The sequence below is a fragment of the Paenibacillus thalictri genome, assembly GCF_004307995.1.
GTDB lineage: Bacteria > Bacillota > Bacilli > Paenibacillales > NBRC-103111 > Paenibacillus_AF > Paenibacillus_AF thalictri.
In genome coordinates, this window is the sequence record NZ_SIRE01000042.1 from 19,286 (window position 1) to 39,237 (window position 19,952).

A 19,952-nucleotide genomic window follows, 5' to 3' on the forward strand; every position below is an offset into this window, starting at 1 on the left:
TGAAAGGGACTCATGCTTATTTTTTTACGGTCAGGAGCTGGATGGATTGAATATAATGGGCATCGTACTTGCCGCTGGGCAGGGCAAACGAATGAAATCGAAGCTGTATAAGGTGCTGCATACGGTATGCGGCAAGCCGATGGTAGGTCACGTTGTACATTGTCTGGAACAGCTTGATACGTATAAAACGGTTGTAGTTGTCGGACATGGCGCCGAGATGGTCAAAAGTTATTTGGGCGACCGGGTGGAATACGTACTGCAGGAGCAGCAGCTCGGCACAGGACATGCGGTTATGCAGGCGGAACCGGTCATGGGGCAAGAAGACGGGATCACGGTGATTTTGTACGGGGATACGCCGCTCATTACCAGCGCATCGCTGAAGGATATGATGAACTTCCATCAGGAGAAGGGCGCGGCGCTGACGGTCATGACCGCAATCATGGACGACCCGAGGGGATTGGGCCGGATTATTCGCGATGAGCAGGGGCGCGTCACCCGGATTGTCGAAGAGAAGGACTGTTCGCCGGAGCAGCGTGAAATTAAAGAAATCAATTCCGGCTTATACTGCGTATCCAACCGCAAGTTGTTTGAGGCACTCTCCAAAGTAACAAACAACAACGCGCAAAAAGAATATTATTTAACCGATGTCATCGGTATTTTGGTATCGGAGAATGAAGTTGTCGAAGGGTATATCACCCCGGATGCTACGGAAACGGTGGGCGTAAACGACCGGCTTGCATTGGCTGAGGCGGAGACGTATATGCGCAGACGGATTAACCGGCAGCATATGCTGGATGGCGTCACGTTGATCGACCCGGCCAACACCTATATCGAACCGGACGTTAAAATCGGATCCGACACCGTCATTTATCCCGGCGTCTCGCTCAAAGGCTCTACCTCTATCGGGGAAGACTGCGTCATCGGTCCGCACACGGAAATTACGGACAGCACGATTGACAACGGCGTGACGATCAAACAATCGGTATTGCAGGAAGCTGTAGTGGGCAGTGGCACATCCGTTGGTCCTTTCGCTTATTTGCGGCCGGGCGCGAATCTCGGGGAAAACGTCAAGATTGGCGATTTTGTCGAAATCAAAAACGCGACGCTGGGCAACGATGTGAAGGTATCGCACCTTTCTTACGTGGGAGATGCCAAGATCGGCAGCAATGTTAATTTTGGCTGCGGCGCGATTACAGTAAACTATGACGGCTTTAACAAGCAGCTGACGGAAGTGGAAGACGACGCGTTTATCGGCAGCAACGTCAACCTGATCGCTCCGGTGAAGATCGGCAAAGGCGCTTATGTCGTTGCAGGCTCAACGATCACGCACAATGTGGCTGCGGACGACTTGGCGATCGCACGTGAACGTCAAACCAACAAGCCGGGTTATGCGGCGAAAATTAAAGCTAAATTTTTAGCGAAAAAGCAGTCTAAGCAGTAAGGTCTTCGAAAACGGTCCGCCGGGTTGGTTTGAACCTCCGAAAATTGGGTACAGTAAGGGGAGCAATAGCTTCAGTCCCAGTTCATAGGAGGTTCGACAACATATGGCGACAACGTTAAAGGCGGAAAGCCGGCAAACCAAAACAAAAAGCGATATTCGGCAATTGCGTCAAAATGGCAAAATACCCGGCGTGGTCTACGGTGAAAAAGTGGGCGGCGCTCCGATCATGATCGAGCAAAAGGCGCTGCACGCGCTTTTGCGAGGGAACCGGCATGCGCTGATTGAGCTGGACGTACCCGAGCTTGGCAAACAGCCGGTGATGATTAGCGAAATGCAGCGGGACAAGCTGAGCGGCGAGCTGCTGCACATCGATTTTCACCAGATCAATATGGATGAGCCGGTGCGGGCGACGGTTCTTCTGGAATTTGACGGAGATTCGGCAGGTGTCCGCGAAGGCGGTATCCTGCAAATTCAGAAGCATGAAGTGGAGATCCGCTGTCTGCCGCAGCAAATTCCGAACGCCCTGCAGGTAGATGTGAGCAAGCTGGGGATCGGGGAAAATATCCACGCCAGCGACTTGCAGCTGCCGGCGGGAGTCGAGCTGAAATCAGACCCCGGCGAGCTGCTTGTGACGATTTTGCTGCCGCAGAAGGAAGAGCCGGCTGTTGAAGAAGCGGCAGCGGAGGCCCATGACAAGCACGCTGACGAGGCGCAGGCTGCTGCGGAAACGGCGGAGGTATAAGACGATGTATAGAAGCTGTGTCCTTGCGGGCGCAGCTTTTTTTAACGGGCAAGGTGCAGTAAACTTTCCGCAGCGGCGGAAAAGCTGATATAATGGGATGACAAGTGTGCAGGAAGGATGGGGACAGCTTGAAATGGTTTGTCGGTCTCGGCAATCCCGGGACACAATATGAAACGACCCGGCATAATATAGGGTTTATGGCGCTGGATCGCTTTGCGGAAAAGCATGGCATCAAAATCAGCCAGAGCAAATGCAAAGGATTGCTTGGCGAAGGCAATGTAGGCGGCGAGAAGGTGGCTTTGCTTAAGCCGATGACATATATGAATTTGTCCGGAGAGTCGATGCGGGCATATATGGACTTCTACAAGGTGAAGCTGGAGGATTTGATTGTCGTCTATGACGATCTGGATACGGAATTCGGGCAGATTCGGCTCCGTTATCAAGGCAGCGCGGGGGGACACAACGGCATCAAATCGACGATCCAGCACATGGGAACGCAGACGTTTAACCGGATTCGCATAGGCATCTCAAGGCCCCCACAAGGCTATGACATCGCAGATTATGTATTATCCCGTTTCTCGAAGGAAGAATTTAGCCGGATGCCGCATATTCTGGATAAGACGGTTGATGCAATGGAGCATCTGCTGACGCAGCCGTTCGAGAAAACGATGGCGAAATTTAACGTCTAGACATCAAGTGCCAGATCTGCCGCCTTCGGCTAAACTTTGCCTGTTTTGTCCATACTAAAGAAAGTATGAGCAAAACTATGCGGGAGGTGCTGGCCGTGTCTGTGAATTATGTTTGTCGCCATTGTCAGACGTTGATCGGCAGATTGGACAATAAACAAGTTAACGAATCGCTGCTCGGATTCCATTTCTTGACCCCTGAGGAGCGGCAGGATATAATATCGTATGACCCGAATGGGGATACAACGGTAAAGGTTGTATGCGACTATTGCAAAGAAGCATTGGATGCCAATCCCGAGCTATCGCTCGTGACAAGCCCGCTGCAGTAACACAATTTGCGTAAACGATGGTTTTTAGCCTAGGCAGAGCATGCCGTAGGCTTCTTTTTGTAGACGCAACGCTACCAAGATTATACATTTTGAAGCTTTGGCTTATTGTTGAGAGGGGTGTCCTGTTTTGCAGGCGTTAATCCAGGCGTTTTCCGAAGATGCCGATTTTCAGACAGTTGTATCCGGCATTCGTTCGGGGATCAGGGAACAGCTCATTGCCGGGTTGACGGGTTCATCCCGCCAGGTAATGATCGCTTCGCTTGTGGCGGAGCTGAAGATCCCGGTATTGATTGTCACCCATAACATGTTTTCGGCGCAAAAAATTGTAGAAGATTTAATGGAGTGCCTGGACGCCGATCAGGTGCTGCTTTTTCCTGCCCATGAATTGATGGCCGCAGAATCGGCTACGGCAAGTCCCGAGATGCTGGCTCAACGCATTGACGCACTGACGAAGCTGGCCAAGGGCTTCCGCGGTGTCGTTGTCGCTCCGTATGCCGCCGTGCGCAGGCTGTTGCCCAATCACGAGATGCTGGCCGAGTCCCAAATGCGCGTAGAAGTCGGCAATACGCTTGAACTCGAATCTTTTATCGGCAAAATGGTAGATTTGGGCTACGAGAGAGTGGAGCGCGTGGAAGCCAAAGGCGAGATGAGCGTGCGCGGCGGCATTATCGACTTCTTCCCGTTGTCTTCGGGAGTTGCATTCCGAATCGAGCTGTTCGATAACGAGGTGGATTCGATCCGCTCGTTTGATGTCACGGATCAGCGGTCGATGGATAAACTAAGCGGCATTGACATCACGCCATGCAACGAGATCATCGCCGATGGAAAGCGCTTCCATAACGCGGCGCAGCATGCCTATGAGCTGCTGCAGGCGCAGCTTGAGAAAATGAGCGACCGGCAGGCGAAAGAACGGCTGCTGGAAGGTATCGGTCAGGATATCGAGCATTTAAGGCAGCAGATGACGTTTTCCGGTCTGTATAAATACATCTCGCTGCTGTACCCGGAAAGACAGACGCTGATGGACTACGTGCCGAAGGATTCGCTGCTCATTATCGACGAACCGTCGAGGCTGATTGAAACAGCCAAGCAAATGGAGCGGGACGAGGCGGAATGGGTTACGCTGTCGCTTGCCGACGGCCAATTCCTGCCTTCCTTTGTGCTGTCCAAACCGTATGAGTCGCTGATGGTGCGCAAGCCGTTCCCCACGCTGTACATTTCGCTGTTCCTTCGTCAGGTACCGGGTATCGTGCCGCAGAATATCGTTAACTTCATGAGCCGCGCGATGCAAAACTTCCACGGGCAGATGAATTTGCTGAAGGCCGAGATGGAACGTTGGAAAAAGACCGGGAGCAAAGTGATTATGCTGGCCGGCGACGAAGAGCGTATCGAACGGATGCGCCGGGTGCTGAATGACTATCAGATCGAAGAACCGATGCTGATCAGCGGCAGCCTGCAATCCGGCTTCGAGCTGCCTTCCATTCATCTGGTTGTGATTACGGAAGGCGAGATGTTTGCGCAGAAACAGCGCAAGGCGCGGAAGATGGACCGGAAGCTGGAAAATGCCGAGCGGATCAAAAGCTACCAGGAGCTCAAAATTGGCGATTACGTTGTACACGTCAACCATGGCATCGGGAAGTTCGTCGGCATCGGAACGCTCGAAATCAACGGCATTCATAAGGATTATTTGCATATTTTGTACGCCGGCGGCGATAAATTGTCGGTGCCCATCGATCAAATTGATCTGATTCAGAAGTATGTCGGCTCGGAAGAGAAAGAGCCGAAGGTATATAAACTCGGCGGGGCCGATTGGAACCGGGTGAAAAGCAAGGTCCGTTCTTCGGTGCAAGACATTGCCGACGATCTCATCAAGCTCTACGCGGACCGGCAGGCGACCAAGGGATACGCCTTCAATAAGGATACCAGTTACCAGCACGAGTTCGAGGGCATGTTCCCGTATGAAGAAACGGTCGACCAACTGCGGGCGATCGAAGAAATCAAAGTGGATATGGAGAAGCCGCGGCCGATGGACCGGCTGTTGTGCGGCGACGTCGGTTACGGGAAAACCGAAGTGGCGATTCGCGCCGCTTTCAAATCGGCGATTGACGGCAAACAGGTTGCCGTGCTGGTGCCAACGACCATTTTGGCGCAGCAGCATTATGAGACGTTTAAGGAACGTTTCTCCGGTTATCCGTTTAACATTCAAGTGCTCAGCCGCTTCCGGTCCAAAAAGGAGCAAAATGAGACAACAAAGGGCGTCAAGAACGGCACTGTCGACATTGTCATCGGCACGCACCGGCTGTTGTCGGCCGATATGCAGTTTAAGGATCTCGGCCTGCTGATTGTCGATGAGGAGCAGCGTTTCGGCGTGTCGCATAAGGAGAAGCTGAAGCGGCTGAAAACGAATGTCGACGTGCTGACCTTGACGGCGACGCCGATTCCGCGTACGCTGCACATGTCGATGTTGGGCGTACGGGACTTGTCGGTCATCGAGACGCCGCCGGAAAACCGCTTCCCGGTGCAAACCTACGTGGTAGAGCACAGCAACGCTTTGGTCCGCGAGGCGATCGAACGCGAGTTGGCCAGAGAAGGCCAGGTCTACTACCTGTACAACCGCGTGCAGAACATCAATCAGATCGCCGATCAGCTCTCCATGTTGGTCCCGGATGCAAGAGTGACCGTAGCGCACGGCCAAATGTCGGAGCAGGAGCTGGAGAAGACGATACTTGATTTCCTCGACGGCGAATACGACGTGCTCGTCAGCACCAGCATTATCGAGACCGGTGTCGATATTCCGAATGTGAATACGCTAATTGTCCATGATGCCGATAAAATGGGGTTGTCCCAGCTTTATCAGCTCAGAGGCCGGGTAGGCCGGTCCAACCGGATCGCTTACGCTTATTTCTCCTACCAGCGGGACAAGGTGCTTACCGAGGTGGCCGAGAAGCGGCTGCAGGCGATCAAGGAATTTACGGAGCTGGGCTCCGGCTTCAAGATTGCGATGCGCGACCTCTCGATCCGCGGTGCGGGTAATCTGCTTGGTGCGGAGCAGCACGGGTTTATCGCTTCCGTCGGGTTTGATCTGTACTCGCAAATGCTGGCCGAGGAGATCGCCAAACGCAAAAACGAGATCGAAGGCGTCGAGGCGCCGCCGGAGAAGGAGTGGAGCACGCAGCTGGACATTCAGTTGGACGCTTACTTGCCGGGTGATTACATTTACGACAGCGTGCAAAAAATTGAAATCTACAAAAAGGTTGCAGCCGTCAAAACGCTGGAGGAAGTGGGCGACTTACACGACGAATTAGTCGACCGCTTTGGCGACCCGCCGCCTTCGGTCATGAATCTTTTAACCGCGGCGAGGTTGAAAGTATACGGCGCATCCTATAAGATAGAAACGATCAGCCAAAAGGGAGACAACTATTTGATTACGGTGCATCCGGATCAAAATGGCAATTTGGACGGGCAGAAGTTATTTGTTTTGTCGAATCAATTTGAGGGCAAAATTAAGCTCATTGCCGGACCGCAAATGATGATCGAGGTAAGATGCAAGGGGCTTGGTCCAGAAAAGTCCATTGAATTTTTGGAAAATTTTCTGGTACAGTATAAAGATGCTCTCAAATTGAAAGGGGAACTGCAAAATGCAGCACAATAAAAGGAGAATGCGCAAAGGGTGGGTGGCATTGGCTTCGGCCGTTCTTGTCGTCGCACTGGCAACCGGTTGTACCAAAAAAGAGGAGGCGGCCGCGCCTACGCCTGCACCTGCGCCTGCGCAAAGTGCAACCGGAGGGAACGTGCTGGTCACATATAAGGACGGGGGCAAGGTAACCCAAGGCGAGTTCGACACCTTTTTGAATATCAATAAATTTTTCTACCCACAATATGCGCAATTTGCATCCGATCCTTCCTTCCAGCAGGAAATGATGAATCAATACGTGACCTTTAAAGTGCTTTCTTCGCGGGCCGATGAGAAGTCGAAAGCGGAAGCGGACAAAAAGGCCAAGGAACAGATGGATCAGATTAATCTGTACTTCGGTTCCCAAGAGGGCGGATTGGAGAAGAAGCTGAAGGATGCAAGCCTTACGACGGCCGACGTCGAGCAGTTTGTGAAAAACAGCATGTATTCGATTTTCTCCATGGAGAGCAAGGTTACCGACCAGCAGATCAAAGATAACTACGATAAGAAAATTGCGCAGGATGCGCATGTTTACGATATCGCGACGGTCAGCCACATCCTGATCGGCACAAGCGACCCGGCTACAGGCAAGGAAACCCGCAGCAAGGAGGATGCCTTGAAGCGGGCTAAGGAAGTGCAGGACAAGCTGAACAACGGCGGAGATTTTGTCGCGCTTGCCAAGGAGTATTCCGAGGACCCGGGTTCGAAGGATACCGGCGGCAAATATGAAAATGTGGAAATTTCCCAATGGGAACCGTCGTTTGCCAAAGCGGCAGCCGAACTGCCGCTGAATAAAGTCAGCGATCCGGTGGAAACCGCATTCGGCTATCATATTATGTTCGTTCACGCCCGTTCCTCCAAGTCGTTCAACGATGTCAAAGACGGCATTAAAGCGGAGCTTGCCGAAGCGCAGCTGTACGATTTTGTGGAAAAGGAACTGCCAGGCATGATTCAGACCAATAATCTGCCTAAACCGCAACCTCAGCAGCCTGCGGGCGGCGCGCCTGCTTCGCCGGCACCGGCAGGGGAAGCTCCGAAAGCGGACGCTCCTGCGGCGACGCCAGCGAAATAAATTAGCGATAAAGAAGCCCTTGATGCAGATGGGGCTTCTTTTTTTTGCAGAGGGCTCCGCTGCCGTTACTGGCAACTTTTATCGCAGCATGCAGCCTGTCCGGGGTGAACGTTTTGCTTCCGCGCCATATTTACAGGCCCGCAAAGCTGTCAGGACAGAGAAGCTTAACCGGATGCGGAAATGTATAACATGGTGGGGATGGAAGAATACTATGCCTAGTTACCGATAACACTCCATTGATGAATACAACTTAATCAGCCGCATTACACTCTTCAAGGAAAGCGAGGCATCTAGAAATATGAAAGCAACAGGAATCGTTCGCCGTATTGACGATTTGGGAAGAGTCGTTATTCCGAAGGAGATCCGCCGTACGTTAAGGATTCGGGAGGGCGATCCGCTGGAGATTTTCGTTGACCGGGACGGGGAAGTGATTTTGAAGAAGTATTCTCCGATCGGAGAATTGGGCGATTTCGCCAAAGAATATGCGGAGTCCCTATTTGAGAGCACGAACCATATTACGATGATTTCCGACCGGGATACGATTATTGCGGTTTCCGGGGGATCGAAAAAGGATTATCTGGACAAGCAAGTAGGTGCTTTGGTCGAAACCTGCATGGAGAACCGCAAGGCGTCCATGGAGAGCAGCGCCGGGCAATATGATATTTGCAAGGATCTGAACGAAACGTACACTTCTTACGTCATCGCTCCTATTGTAGCGGGGGGTGACCCGATCGGCGCCGTCATTTTGCTCAGCAAAGATGAGAGCGTCAAGATGGGCCAGATGGAGATCAAAATGGCTGAAACCGCGGCGGGGTTTTTGGCCAAACAAATGGAACAGTGAAACAACGATGGAAAGCTTCCAGACGAACGGCGGTTCGGGTGGGAGCTTTTTATCGTTGTGTCCTTATGTGCGTGTGCGTTGATTCCGAGGATCGGGTATAATGAATGGAATAACAAGCGAGGAGTCTGCAGTGAGACAAACCAATCTGCCCTGCAGACTTTGGGAATGGAAGGTAAAAGGGGAAAGTGGCTCCATGATGGACAATCCGCGTAAAGACAAGGGCAGCGCGACCGGTATGCTGCTGAAAGGCGCCGCCGTGCTGGGTTTAGCCGCCGTCTTGTCCAAGCTGATCGGCACACTGCAGAAAATTCCGCTGCAAAACATGGCCGGGGATGCGGTATTCGGCATTTATAACGCGGTGTATCCGCTGTACATCTTGATTTTATTTTTGGCGACGGCGGGTTTCCCGCTGGTTGTTTCGAAGTTTGTGGCCGAACAGGTGGCCCAGCGGAAGTACCGGGCAGCCGCACGGGTGCTGCAGGTGTCCATAGCGGTATTGATGTGTACAGGCGTTGCCTGCTTTTTGCTGCTGTTTTTCGGATCGGGATGGATTGCCGGGCTGATGGGAACGCCGAAGGCGGAACCCGCCATCCGCAGCGTATCCTTCGCATTGCTGCTTGTGCCGGTGATGTCGGCGCTGCGCGGATATTATCAGGGGTATCAGAATATGGTGCCTACTGCGGTATCTCAGGTTGTCGAACAGACGGTCCGGGTGGCGACGATGTTTGGCCTGCTCCTGTGGTTTCTTAAGGAGAACTACGGGCCGGATTCGATTGCCGCCGGAGCTACCTTCGGGTCGGTGGCGGGGGCTGCTGCGGGGCTTGCGGTGATGTTGTGGTTTCGCTTCCGAGAGCCGCGCCCGTCATCGCTGACGGACAATGAGCCCCTAGAGAAAATAGGGCCCTTGGTAAAACGGCTGGTGGCTTATGCCTTGCCGATTTGCTTGGGTTCGGTGGCGCTGCCGATTCTGACGCTGGTCGATTCCTTTACGATGCCGCGTTTGCTGGCGGAGCGCGCAGGCGGCGAAGCGGAGGGTTTGTATCAATTTGGCTTATATAACCACGGCCTGCCGCTTGTGCAGCTTGTCGCGATGATTGCTTCCTCGATGTCTGCGGCGCTAGTGCCCGCCATCGCAGAAGCCCGCTTGCGCGGCGACCGCGAGGCGGTCCGCAGCCGCACCGAAGCGGCGCTGCGGCTCACATGGTTTATTGGACTCGCCGCTTCATTTGGGCTTGCTGCGCTTGCCGCGCCGCTGAACATGATGTTTTTCAAGACGACCGAAGGCTCCGCCGCGATGGCGGTGCTGGGTTTTACAGCGCTGCTCAGCACGCTGAACATCGTGGCGGGCAGCGTGCTGCAGGGCTGCGGCGCGGTGACGGCGCCCGCGGTGTACCTGCTCGTTGCCGCCGCCCTAAAGGTGGCGGGCAACGAGCTGCTCATGCCGCGCTGGGGCATCGACGGCGCCGCGGTTGCGGCCGTGGCGGCGTATCTCGCCGCCGGCGGTCTTGCGTTGGCGCATGCGCTGCGCGCCACGGGCGCGCGCTTCCCGCTCGCAGCGTACGTGTACCGCCCGCTGACGGCGGTTGCCGCGATGTGCGCCGGGCTGCTGGCGCTGCGCGCGCTGGCGGCGTACGCGCTGCCGCCGGGGCGCGGCGCTGCGGCTGTTGTCGCGCTCGCCGGAGTCGCGCTCGGCGCCGTCCTGTACGGCGTCACGCTGCTGCGCGCCGGCGCTTTAACGGAAGGCGAGCTGCGGCTGGTGCCGAAAGTAAAGGAGAAACATATCGCGCTGCTGAAAAAATACCGGTTCATCCGGTAATATTTTTATCATTTTCATAGAATAAAGGTGGGATTCGCTATGGCAAACGCCAACGGCAAAATTACCGTTGTAGGACTAGGCTCCGGAGATGCGGAACAACTGACTTTGGGCATTTGGAAAAGGCTGCAGGCCGCTAAGCGGCTGGTTTTGCGGACCGAGCAGCATCCCGTCGTGGGATGGCTGCGCGAGAACGGCCTTGTTTTCACAACATACGATCATGTGTATGAACAACACGGCACGTTTGAAGGCGTATACGAGCAGATTGCCGCGGAACTGGTGGCTGAGGCCAAGACGACGGGGGAGGAAATTGTGTACGCTGTACCGGGGCATCCGATGGTGGCCGAAGCCAGTGTGCAACTGCTGCGCCAGCACTGCCCGCAGGAAGGCGTTGAGCTGACGGTGCTGGGCGGGGAAAGCTTCTTGGAGCAAGCGTTTCTTCGGCTCGGCTTCGATCCGGTCGACGGTTTCCAACTGCTTGACGGCTGCGCGCTGAACCGCTACACGTTAAATCCGCAGCTGCACACGGTAATTACCCAAGTGTTCGATACATACACGGCTTCCGATGTGAAGTTGACATTAATGGAGCTTTATCCGGACGATTACGAGGTGGTGGTGGGCCACGAATTGGGCGTCGCCGGAGCCGAATCGATATTGCGTATCCCGCTGTATGAGCTGGACCGCGTGGAAGGTTACGGCAATTTATCGCTAGTTTGGGTGCCGAAATCGGAGCGCGAGCATATCCGCAACCGCACCTTCGCCCGGCTGCATGAAATCGTCAGCATTTTGCGCAGTCCGGAGGGGTGCCCGTGGGACCGCGAGCAAACCCATGCGTCGCTGCGTAAAAACTTGATCGAAGAAGCGTATGAGGTCATCGAGACGATCGAAGAAGATGATCCCGCGCATATGTGCGAGGAACTTGGCGATTTGCTGCTGCAGGTGATGCTGCATGCGCAGATTGAAGATGACGAGGGCAGCTTTAACGTATTTGACGTCATCCAAGGTTTGAATGAGAAGCTGCTGCGCCGGCATCCCCATGTATTTGGCGATATTTCCGCTCAAACGGCGGACGATGCGCTGGCCAGCTGGCAGGCGATCAAGCAAGAGGAGAAAAGGCAGAAGGGGATCGATGTGGAGCAGCAATCTGCGCTGGATGGCGTGCCTCGGGAGCTGCCGGGGCTGATGCGAGCCTGGAAGCTGCAGAAGAAGGCGGCCGCCGTCGGCTTCGATTGGAGCCGGGCGGAAGAAGTGTGGGTTTCCGTCGAGCAGGAGCTTGCCGAGTTGAAGGAAGCGATGGCCGAATCGGACCGCGAGCATCAGAAAGAGGAGCTTGGAGATGTGCTGTTTTCCCTTGTCAACCTTGCCCGCTTCCTCAAGGCGGACCCGGAGGAAGCGATCGCGCTCACCAATCGCAAATTTATTCAAAGATTTGAATATATTGAGCAGCAGCTGCGTTTAAAAGGCGTTTCTTTTGCGCAAACTGATCTAATAGAGATGGAATCTTTGTGGCAGGAAGCAAAAAAAGTTTTGAAAAACATAGGCGACTAGCAGGATTTTCCTAATGCGCAAAGAATACATAACTGCGTAATGTATTTTACGCGAGATAGCTGGTATACAAGATCAGCTCAATTTTTTTGTCGAAAAATAGGAGGAATTCGCAATGAACAAAACAGATTTGGTCAACAATATCTCTGCAAAAAGCGGAATGACAAAGAAAGATGTCGAAGCGGTGCTCAACAACTTCCTCGGCGAAATTACAACTGCGCTCTCTTCCGGCGATAAAGTTCAATTGATCGGCTTCGGTACATTTGAAACCCGTAAACGTTCGGGCCGTACGGGCCGCAACCCGCAAACCGGCAATACAATTACGATTCCTGAGTCGAAAGTTCCGGCTTTCAAAGCAGGAAATAAACTTAAAGACGCTGTAAAATAATGCGGCTCGATAAGTTTTTAAAAGTATCCCGGCTCATCAAGCGGCGTACGGTTGCGAAAGATGTTTCCGACCAGGGCCGTGTTCTGGTGAATGGCAGGGAGGCGAAGCCGAGCAGTACGCTTAAGGTCGGAGACGAGCTGACGATTCAGTTCGGTCAGAAGAGCGTTACTGTCCGTGTGGAGCAGCTGTCGGAGTCTACCCGCAAGGATGACGCGGCAAATATGTACACCGTGTTGAAGGAAGAACTGCGCAAAACCGAACCTTGGATCTGATTTAAAGCAGCTTGGGATATACCCCCGGCTGCTTTTTTTATCTTTTGACGGTTGTCCCTGCAGTGAGTTCTAACCTGGGACATCCCCCCATATGCTTATAGTAAACAAGCTATGGAAAGGGGAAGGTGTTGTGGTGATGGATCCGGGCAAAACCGTCAAACGGCAGGAAATTAAAATGCTGAATCGTAAGCTGCTGGAAATTACCGGCGTTCGCAACGTCGAAAGTTTTGACAGCGAGGAGTTTCTGCTTGAAACCGATCTGGGCTTTCTGATGATTAAGGGCTCTAACCTGCATATTAAAAATTTATCCCTGGAGCAGGGGCTGGTAGCCATTGAGGGGATGGTCAACGAGCTTGCTTACGTCGATGCGAACTCCCAAGGTAAATCCAAGGGATTTTTCGGCAAGCTGTTTAAATGACCTTAAGCACTCAGTTTGTTACGCTGGGCATGATGTTTGTGGGCGGACTTGCGCTTGGCGTTTTGTATGATATGTACCGCGTGCTGTCGGATCGGCTCAAAGTGCCTAATTGGGTGCTGGCCATCCTCGACATATTGTATTGGCTCGTAGGGACAGTCCTTGTGTTCCGAATGCTGTACGCCAGCAATCAAGGCCAAGTGCGGGTATTTATTTTCATCGGGCTTGTCGCGGGCATCATCGGTTACTTCGCTTTGCTCAGCCGCATGGTGCTGCGTTTTATCGGTTTTATCATCAAGGTGGTGCAGGCCGCCATCCGAATCGGCAAACGGATGATCGATATATTTATCGTCCTGCCGATTAAGTTTTTGTACCGCTGCTTGGTCATCATTTTTGGATTTTTCATTGCGATGGCTATTTTCCTTTATAAAGTTGTGATACAATTGTTGTATCCTTTTTGGAGAATATTGGTATGGCTCACAAAACCGCTGTGGCGATGGGCTCTTTCGTGGCAATGGCCTAGACAAATATACCGGACAACCTTATCATGGTGGAAACGTTTGTTCGGACCGAAGCAATAAGACAATTGAAACCTTACAGCAGAAAATGATAGATTCACAATGTTAAAAAGATAGCTTTGCGCCTGCGAAGCTTATAAGATATGCTTACGGCAGTTCCATTTCCGTGAACGGAACCGAGGTTACGGTCCATTTCGCTGCGGCGAAACTCTTGGTTTACGCTTACGTACTGGTTTCGCTATCGTGAAACCTAAAGTTTACGCTTACGATGCTGGTTTCGCTTTGCGAAACCCTTAGGAGGCTAACATCACAAATGCAGGCTTCTTCGGTTAGACAACTTAAACCTACTAAACAAATCAAACAGACTAAGCGGCCTCAGAAGAACAAACAACCGGTAAAAGGCGGCAAGCGATTGTTCAGGCTGTCGGTGCTGATTATGATATGCGCTTTGGCTTGGGGAGCCATCAATTTCTGGGACCAGGCCGGCAAGCTGCAGGACCGCAAACAGCGGGTGTCTGCACTGGAGCAGAAAAAAACGGAAGTTACGCAGCTTAACGACGATACCAAGCGAGAAATCGCCCGTTTGAACGATAACGAATACATCGAGCAGAAGCTTCGCAAGGATTATGGCTACGTAAAGCCAGGAGAAACGCTGTTCTATAGGCCCAAGTCTGGCAATTAGTCCCTGAAATGGGCTTGTTCGTTTGAAACCTTGTGTTGACCGCTTTTTCCGCATACGTTATAATCTCCATAGTTGGCTTTTTTGAACTAATTAAGGGAGGAACATTTTACTTTATGGCAATCGAAGTGGGCAGCAAGCTGGAAGGAAAGGTGACAGGCATCACTCACTTTGGAGCTTTTGTTGAGCTTTCAGAGGGTGTCACTGGCCTTGTTCACATCTCAGAGATCGCGGACAATTATGTCAAGGATGTTAACGATCATTTGAAATTGAGCGACAAGGTTATCGTTAAAGTGATCAACGTGGACAAGGATGGTAAAATCGGATTATCGATCAAGCAAGCGGTGGATAAACCGGTAGAAGCTAAGCCCGCTCGGCCAGAAAGACAAGGTGGAAGAGATGGCGATCGCGGTGGTTTCCGTGGAGGGGATCGCGGCGGCAGATCGTTCAAGCCTCCTGCAAACAAACTGACCTTCGAAGACAAGATGTCCAGATTTTTAAAAGACAGCGAAGAACGGATTTCTTCTTTGAAGAAGAACACTGAGGGCAAACGCGGCGGCAGAGGCGCTAGACGCGACTAGATATGTAACAGCCACATTCATGCAAATGGGATGTGGCTTTTTAGTTTGTTTCCGCATTTGTTGGCATCGCTTTGGCAATCATGCTTGACAGCCGGGCAGGCAATAGTTTATACTCATGCTTGTTGTGGCGGTGTAGCTCAGCTGGCTAGAGCGTACGGTTCATACCCGTGAGGTCGGGGGTTCGATCCCCTTCGCCGCTATATTTTATGGTTTTTAATACCAGACCCAAGAACAGTTGTTGCAGGCCTATCTGCAACGGCTGTTCTTTTTTTATTCCATTTCGAGCCAAGCCGGACTTGTTCCGCCAATCGGACGAATAGTTCGTGCCAGCGTTAGACAACCGCTTGCGGAAAATTCGCGCAAGCACTTCTTTTGTCGTATGCTCAGCGGGCTCCTTGGAAATCGACACCTTTTTACGGGATTCATGCGGCGCGCGGTCAAGCAAACCGGCGGACAGATACGTACATACGTTTGATTAACGGAAAAAAGTACTGCGCTTCCAACCCGCCGTTAAGCCGAATCGCCGCTTCTCGCGGTATAGGCTCATTTTGTCGGAAAAAACTTTTACTCTATCAACTCATTGCGACAAACTTTCTGCTAGATTTCTTTTATGCTAGGAACCACTAAACCAAGTAGGGAGTTGGTCTGTATGGGGAAAGCTCAGGGAATGGAAAATTTGAACACATGGAGCTCGGAGGTACTGCATAAGACGAACCAGCGGGTGCAGGGGGTGTTTGTGGAAAATCGCCTCGTCCAAGCGCTGGTCGCGAAGAAATGGTCTCTTTTGCTGCTGGCAATGGGTTTTCTGTTAGGCAAGGCCATGATTCTGGAGCAGTTAGCCCCTTTTGCCATCGCTTATTTCGCGGTCATCTATTTTTTAAGACGAGAGCTGCTGTTATGGACAGGCACTTTTATTGCGGCGGGCAGTTTTTTCTCAGCGCTACCCGGACATACGGGATACCTGCTCGCCGAACTGGTTGTGTTCCTCTTAATTCAAAAGGGATTGGAGAAATTCGAGCGGACCGATATTTCCTTGGCGCCGATGATCGTGTTCGCTTCTTCTTTCCTGGTGCAGCTTTTCGCTTACGCGGTGGCTACCGAGATATCATGGTACACCTTAATGATCTCGGGCGTCGAATCGGCTTTAAGTCTTATACTCACTCTAATTTTTATACAGGCCCTCCCGGTGTTTACATTAACCCGAAAAAACTACCACCTTAAAAACGAGGAAGTGATATGTCTCATCATCTTATTGGCTTCGGTTATGACGGGCACGGTCGGCTGGACGATCGGTCCGGTTACCCTGGAGCATGTGCTCTCCCGATATCTTATCTTGTTGTTTGCGCTTGTCGGAGGCGCGCCGCTTGGAGCGTCGGTTGGTGTGATTACCGGTCTTATTTTAAGTCTGGCCAGCTCCAGTGCGATTTACCAGATGAGCTTGCTCGCTTTTGCCGGGATGCTCGCAGGATTATTGAAGGAAGGAGGCAGATGGACCGTAGCCTTCGGGATGCTGCTTGGGTCCTCGATTTTATCGGTTTATATCGGCAGCCAAAGCGATATTATGAACTCGCTGTGGGAATCGGGAGCTGCCGTGCTGCTGTTCCTGCTGACGCCGCGCAGCATGGTCCAGATGCTGGCCAAATATGTGCCGGGCACACAGGAGAACGTCAAATCGCAGCATGATTACGCTAAAAGAGTACGCGACGTGACGGCCAGCCGCGTTCAGCAGTTCTCCGACGTGTTCCGGCAGCTCTCCAAAAGCTTCAAACAAATTACGGAAAACGCGGCCCCGCAAAAAGAAGAGGAGGTTGGCCATTTTATGAATTCGGTTGCACACCGCACGTGTGCGACCTGCCGCAAGCAAGACACTTGCTGGGACGCCAAATTCCATCAAACCTACAAGCTGATGACGGATGTGATGGCGGAGGTGGAGCAGAAGCCGGACGTATCGATGCGGGATATTTCTCAAGAATTTAAAAAGTTCTGCATTAAACCCGATCAGGTGCTGGGCGTCATGAAACAGCAATATGATTTGTACAAAAACGACCAGCATTGGAAAAAGCAAATCGTCGACAGCCGGCAACTGGTAGCTGATCAATTATCCGGTGTATCGCAGGTAATGGAGGACCTGGCGAAAGAAATCAGGCGCGAAGGACAGGAAATGTTCCTGCAGGAGGAACAAATTCGCCACGCGCTGGAGGAATTGGGCTTATCCATACACAGCATCGATGTGATCAGCTTGGATGAGGGCAGCGTAGAAATTGAAATTGTCCATCGTTATACAAGGGGGTTTGACGAATGCCGTAAAATTATCGCGCCGCTGCTTTCCGAAATTATCGGCGAACATATAGCCGTTAAGGATGAGCAAGCCCTGCCTGAGCAGGAAGGCTACAGCACGGTTATGTTCGGATCGGCGAAAGAATACGAGATTGAAACCGGCATTGCCGGGGCCGCCAAAGGCGGAGAATTGCTGTCAGGTGACAGCTTCAGCACGGTGGAGCTGGGTAACGGCAAGTTTGCCGTAGCGCTCTCGGACGGAATGGGCAATGGGGAACGGGCGCGTGCGGAGAGCAGTACGGCGCTGAGCATCCTGCAGCAATTGCTGCAATCGGGCATGGATGAGCGTCTTGCGATCAAGTCGGTCAACTCGGTATTGATGCTCCGTTCCTCGGATGAAGTGTATGCGACGGTCGATGTCGCTTTAATCGACCAATACAACGCTCATACGACGTTTTTGAAGATCGGATCGACACCAAGCTTTATCAAAAGGGGCATGGAGGTGCTGCAGATCAGTGCAAGCAACCTTCCTGTCGGTATTCTGGACGAGCTTGATGTGGATCTGGTGAATTTTCAACTAAAGAGCGGCGATATTTTAATTATGATGACGGACGGCATATTTGACGCTCCCGGGCATGCCGTTAACAAGGAGCTGTGGATGAAACGGGTGATTCAAGAGATCGATGCGGAAATTCCGCAGGATTTCGCCGATATTTTGCTGGAGCGGGTCGTACGGCAGTATCGCGGAGATATTGTCGACGATATGACCGTCGTTGTCGCTAAAGTGGATAAATTTAAGCCGGAGTGGGCTACTTTCGGCTGGCCGGGGCTTGGACGGATCGAGCGGCCCAAAGTCGTAAGTTAATATATATGCATAGAGACGCTTACCGGACCCCGGGCGAGGGGGCTATCCGGGGCGTCTCTTTCTGTTTAGAATCTCTCAAATTGGAAAAAATAGTGAAGGAGAGGACCAATTTACCGTTTGAGAGAGTAGGGGATGGATGATGCAACAAATCATTTTAATTACAGACGGCTGTTCCAATGTTGGGGTCAGTCCGGTTATTGCCGCGGCGCATGCCAAAGCGGAGCAGATTGTGGTCAACGTCATCGGTGTTATCGACCAAGGCGAGCTGGGGGAGCTTGGCGCTTTCGAAATTCAAGAGATTGCCCAGTCGGGCGGAGGCATGAGCCGGGTTGTAACATCCGATCAGCTTTCACAAACCGTACAGATGATGACCCGCAAAACCGTAATGAATACGATTCAGCAGGCTGTAGGTGCAGAGCTGAAGCAAATTCTGGGACATTCCAGCCCGCTCGAGCTTCCGCCCGATCAGCGTTCCCGTGTCGTACAGGTCATGGATGATCTGAGCGAGACTTCCTCCTTGCGGGTAGCGCTGTTGATTGATGCGAGCGCCAGCATGAAACCGAAGCTGGCCGCTGTGAAAGAGGCTATTTACGATCTTCAGCTCAGTTTGCAGGCCCGTTCGGGAGAGAGCGAGCTGACCGTGTTTCATTTTCCCGGTACCGGCGGCGAAGAGGTCGTCATGGATATCGGGTGGACGAAAAATGTTGCAAACTTAAGCAAGTTGTTTTATAAAATAAACATGAAGGGAACGACGCCAACCGGTCCGGCCATGCTCCACGTCGTTCAATTTATGACGGGGCGTTCCGCCGATAACCGGGGGTTGACCGACACAGGTCGTCATGTTGCCGCAAGCGATACCAAGGATGGGATGCTGAGTGACTACATCGTTTGAGCCTGTATTCCAAGCGGGCACGATCATCACCGGAAAATGGAATAAGGGACAATATGTCGTTGACCGGCTGCTTGGGGAAGGTGCAAACGGCAAGGTGTATTTGGTTCGCAAAGGAACGGCGTTGTATGCGCTGAAAGTCGGTTTCGACCCGGTCGACCATCAGTCGGAGGTCAATGCGCTGCTCGCTTTGTCACGTTCGTCCAGCGCTTTCCGCAAATATTTGCACGATGTCGACGACTTCCGGCATGCGGGTACGGATTATCCATTCTGCGTCATTCGTTATATCAAAGGGCAGCCGCTCAAGGATTACTTGCGTGAGCGAGGTTACGATTGGGTGCACATCATCGGTTTTAATTTACTGCAAAAGCTGTCCGAGCTGCATGCCCAAGGCTACATATTCGGCGATTTAAAAACCGACAACATGATTATCTCCGGTTACGGAGAGGTGAATTTGGTCGATTTCGGCGGTGTGACGCCGATCGGCCGCTCCATTAAGCAGTTTACCGAAGTGTTCGACCGGGGTTTCTGGGGAGCCGGTACCAGAGTGGCTGACGAAAAATACGACTTGTTCTCGGTAGCCGTTCTGCTGCTCAGCGTAACGGATAAGGAGAAGAAGCTGCTGTCGTTCAAGCATATTTTGCCGCAGAACCGCAATATTGATTTTTTGTTGGATATGCTCAAAGGAAATGCCCGGCTCTCCAAGGCGGCGCCGTTTATCCGCAAAGCGCTGAGAGGCGAATACCGGAGCACGGCGGAAGCGTTCGCGGAATGGCGCAGATACATATTGCATAAAGAAAACCATAAGTCGCAGGTCAAGCTGCCATGGCTGAAAATATGCTTTGGCGCTTCGATTGTTTTATTTGCTTCAACGTTATATTTCTACTGGCAGTAAAGCGGAGCGGGTTCTTAAGAACAACGGCTCAAGG

General features: G+C 52.3%; 18 protein-coding genes and 1 tRNA gene. All 19 read left to right on the forward strand.

The window, feature by feature from the left end:
• Positions 1-46 precede the first annotated feature (46 nt).
• The 19 genes from glmU to EYB31_RS37410 all read left to right on the forward strand — a co-directional run bounded on the left by glmU (position 47) and on the right by EYB31_RS37410 (position 19,918).
• The gene (glmU, locus tag EYB31_RS37320) at positions 47-1,441 is read left to right on the forward strand and encodes a bifunctional UDP-N-acetylglucosamine diphosphorylase/glucosamine-1-phosphate N-acetyltransferase GlmU (protein ID WP_131018648.1); all 1,395 of its coding nucleotides are present in this window, start codon (positions 47-49) and stop codon (positions 1,439-1,441) included.
• A gap of 103 nt (positions 1,442-1,544) precedes the next feature.
• Complete coding sequence (locus tag EYB31_RS37325; RefSeq protein ID WP_131018650.1) at positions 1,545-2,183, forward strand: 50S ribosomal protein L25; 639 nt, start codon at positions 1,545-1,547, stop codon at positions 2,181-2,183.
• 128 nt (positions 2,184-2,311) lie between these two features.
• Positions 2,312-2,872 (forward strand): aminoacyl-tRNA hydrolase, encoded by a 561-nt coding sequence (pth, locus tag EYB31_RS37330; protein WP_131018652.1) that lies wholly within the window; start codon positions 2,312-2,314, stop codon positions 2,870-2,872.
• Positions 2,873-2,967: 95 nt separating this feature from the next.
• Positions 2,968-3,198, forward strand: a complete 231-nt coding sequence (locus EYB31_RS37335) for an anti-sigma-F factor Fin (protein WP_131018654.1) — start codon at positions 2,968-2,970, stop codon at positions 3,196-3,198.
• A 127-nt stretch (positions 3,199-3,325) separates the two neighbouring features.
• Complete coding sequence (gene mfd, locus EYB31_RS37340) at positions 3,326-6,847, forward strand: transcription-repair coupling factor (protein WP_131018655.1); 3,522 nt, start codon at positions 3,326-3,328, stop codon at positions 6,845-6,847.
• A gap of 22 nt (positions 6,848-6,869) precedes the next feature.
• Positions 6,870-7,940, forward strand: a complete 1,071-nt coding sequence (locus EYB31_RS37345; RefSeq protein ID WP_240763195.1) for a peptidylprolyl isomerase — start codon at positions 6,870-6,872, stop codon at positions 7,938-7,940.
• 298 nt (positions 7,941-8,238) lie between these two features.
• Positions 8,239-8,781 (forward strand): stage V sporulation protein T, encoded by a 543-nt coding sequence (gene spoVT, locus EYB31_RS37350; protein WP_131018658.1) that lies wholly within the window; start codon positions 8,239-8,241, stop codon positions 8,779-8,781.
• 130 nt (positions 8,782-8,911) lie between these two features.
• Positions 8,912-10,597, forward strand: coding sequence for a putative polysaccharide biosynthesis protein (locus EYB31_RS37355; protein ID WP_240763196.1), 1,686 nt, complete (start codon positions 8,912-8,914; stop codon positions 10,595-10,597).
• A gap of 39 nt (positions 10,598-10,636) precedes the next feature.
• Positions 10,637-12,142, forward strand: a complete 1,506-nt coding sequence (gene yabN, locus EYB31_RS37360; RefSeq protein ID WP_131018660.1) for a bifunctional methyltransferase/pyrophosphohydrolase YabN — start codon at positions 10,637-10,639, stop codon at positions 12,140-12,142.
• A 112-nt stretch (positions 12,143-12,254) separates the two neighbouring features.
• Positions 12,255-12,527 (forward strand): HU family DNA-binding protein, encoded by a 273-nt coding sequence (locus tag EYB31_RS37365; protein WP_131018661.1) that lies wholly within the window; start codon positions 12,255-12,257, stop codon positions 12,525-12,527.
• Positions 12,527-12,799, forward strand: a complete 273-nt coding sequence (locus EYB31_RS37370) for an RNA-binding S4 domain-containing protein (RefSeq protein WP_131018663.1) — start codon at positions 12,527-12,529, stop codon at positions 12,797-12,799. Before EYB31_RS37365 ends, EYB31_RS37370 begins: the two co-directional genes overlap by 1 nt.
• Positions 12,800-12,890: 91 nt before the next feature.
• A complete protein-coding gene (yabP, locus tag EYB31_RS37375; RefSeq protein ID WP_420819499.1) occupies positions 12,891-13,217 on the forward strand; it encodes a sporulation protein YabP in 327 nt (108 codons plus the stop codon).
• Positions 13,214-13,795 carry a spore cortex biosynthesis protein YabQ gene (yabQ, locus tag EYB31_RS37380; RefSeq protein WP_131018665.1) on the forward strand — a complete coding sequence of 194 codons (582 nt, stop codon included), beginning with the start codon at positions 13,214-13,216 and terminating at the stop codon, positions 13,793-13,795. Before yabP ends, yabQ begins: the two co-directional genes overlap by 4 nt.
• Positions 13,796-14,045: 250 nt before the next feature.
• Positions 14,046-14,414, forward strand: coding sequence for an FtsB family cell division protein (locus EYB31_RS37385; RefSeq protein WP_131018667.1), 369 nt, complete (start codon positions 14,046-14,048; stop codon positions 14,412-14,414).
• A gap of 113 nt (positions 14,415-14,527) precedes the next feature.
• Positions 14,528-14,992, forward strand: a complete 465-nt coding sequence (locus tag EYB31_RS37390) for a S1 domain-containing RNA-binding protein (RefSeq protein ID WP_131018669.1) — start codon at positions 14,528-14,530, stop codon at positions 14,990-14,992.
• Positions 14,993-15,118: 126 nt separating this feature from the next.
• Positions 15,119-15,192, forward strand: a tRNA-Met gene (locus EYB31_RS37395).
• A gap of 449 nt (positions 15,193-15,641) precedes the next feature.
• On the forward strand, positions 15,642-18,134 hold the full coding sequence (gene spoIIE, locus EYB31_RS37400) for a stage II sporulation protein E (protein ID WP_131018671.1): 2,493 nt from the start codon (positions 15,642-15,644) through the stop codon (positions 18,132-18,134).
• A 139-nt stretch (positions 18,135-18,273) separates the two neighbouring features.
• A complete protein-coding gene (locus EYB31_RS37405; protein ID WP_131018715.1) occupies positions 18,274-19,026 on the forward strand; it encodes a vWA domain-containing protein in 753 nt (250 codons plus the stop codon).
• Positions 19,010-19,918 carry a protein kinase domain-containing protein gene (locus EYB31_RS37410; RefSeq protein ID WP_131018672.1) on the forward strand — a complete coding sequence of 303 codons (909 nt, stop codon included), beginning with the start codon at positions 19,010-19,012 and terminating at the stop codon, positions 19,916-19,918. Before EYB31_RS37405 ends, EYB31_RS37410 begins: the two co-directional genes overlap by 17 nt.
• Positions 19,919-19,952 lie beyond the last annotated feature (34 nt).